The sequence below is a fragment of the Actinotignum urinale DSM 15805 genome (assembly GCF_000420445.1).
Lineage (GTDB): Bacteria > Actinomycetota > Actinomycetes > Actinomycetales > Actinomycetaceae > Actinotignum > Actinotignum urinale.
In genome coordinates this window covers 1-1,345 of the sequence record NZ_ATUY01000026.1, presented here as the reverse complement: position 1 = coordinate 1,345, position 1,345 = coordinate 1, and the positions used below count along the sequence as shown (strand labels likewise).

Sequence of the window (1,345 nt, the reverse complement as noted above, 5' to 3'; positions counted from 1 at the left end):
TGTACTGAACCCTGAAAGTTGGACGTTTATTTGTTCAGTTTTTAGGGTTAGGGGTGTTATGCGTTCTGATAGTTCGTTGTCGGTGGAGCAGCGGGCGGTGGCTGTTGATTTGTTTGAGGCGGGCTATGGCTCTCGAGCCACAGCCAGAAAACTTGGTTTGCCATTTCGGCCGGTGAATTCGCTTTATGACAGGTGGGTTCTTCATGGGAAAATGGTGCTTGTGACACGTGATACGAAAGCTGTTTACTCGTGGGAGTTCAAGCGCTCGATTGTCGCTCGTTTCCTTGCTGGAGAGACTGCGAGGCAGCTCGCGGCAGAGTTCAATTTTTCTTCGGTTGATCTGGTGTATTCGTGGGTACGAGTGTGGCGTTTAGCTGGCGATGAGGGCTTACGCCCGAAAAGGCGTGGCAGGAAGCCGAAAGCGTTGATCGCCAGCCTGGATCAGGAAGAGAGCGCGACGGTTCCGGATGCTGCGTTGATTGAGGAGAATACGCGGTTAAAAGCAGAGGTAGCGTATTTGAAAAAATTACGAGATCTGAGGGAGCAGGGGCAAGGCTGAAAACTCGTGTGGTTGCCACTCTCAGATCTGAATACCCGTTGCCGGTACTGTTACAGGTAGCCAAACTGGCACGATCAACGTTCTATTATCAGCTCAAGCAGATGCAGACCCAGGATCGGCATGTGCAGCTGAAACAAGCGATCCGGGAGATTTTCGATAAAAGCCATCAGCGCTATGGTTATCGGCGTGTTAGGCTCCAGTTGTTACGGGATGGGTGGCGTGTGTCGCGAAAGCTTGTCGCTAAGCTGATGAGACAGCTTGGTTTACGCTCTAAAACGAGGAAGCGTAAGTGTTACAACTCTTACCGCGGTACGACGTCACGTCGGGCTGATAATCATTTAGATCGGCATTTCGTGACGGAAAAGCCAAATCAACAGTGGGTCTCCGATATTACTCAATTTCAGATTTCGGGGCAGCGGCTGTATTTGTCTCCGGTGATGGATTTGTGTGATCATTCGATTCTTGCTCACACTCTCTCGGTGTCTCCTACAACGAAAGTGTCCGCGTTGAGCCTGAAAAGGGCTTTCCGTGTGGCAGGCGATCCGGAAGGTATTCTTGTTCATACTGATCAGGGCTACCACTATCAGCACCAGTCATGGATCAGTCAGCTAGTTGAGCATCAGTGCGTTCAATCCATGAGCCGTAAGGGCAACTGTTACGATAACTCCGTGATGGAGAACTTCTTTTCTCACTTGAAAGAAGAAATGTTCAACAATGACTCATTCGTTTCCATCAGCGAGCTGCGCGCAGCGATTGACGAGTACATACAGTGGTACAACACTGAGC

Annotated in this window: 2 protein-coding genes; both read left to right on the top strand. The window is 50.2% G+C overall.

Going from position 1 to position 1,345, the window contains the following annotated elements:
• Positions 1 to 58: 58 nt before the first annotated feature.
• Positions 59 to 559 carry a helix-turn-helix domain-containing protein gene (locus G445_RS0108730; protein WP_026421077.1) on the top strand — a complete coding sequence of 167 codons (501 nt, stop codon included), beginning with the start codon at positions 59 to 61 and terminating at the stop codon, positions 557 to 559.
• An 8-nt stretch (positions 560 to 567) separates the two neighbouring features.
• The coding region (locus tag G445_RS11700) for an IS3 family transposase (protein WP_022867136.1) at positions 568 to 1,345 on the top strand (778 nt) is incomplete at its 3' end.

Bases quoted from the DNA above. Each gene is read 5' to 3' on its own strand.
- G445_RS0108730 (WP_026421077.1), top strand. From the start codon at position 59: ATGCGTTCTGATAGTTCGTTGTCGGTGGAGCAGCGGGCGGTGGCTGTT.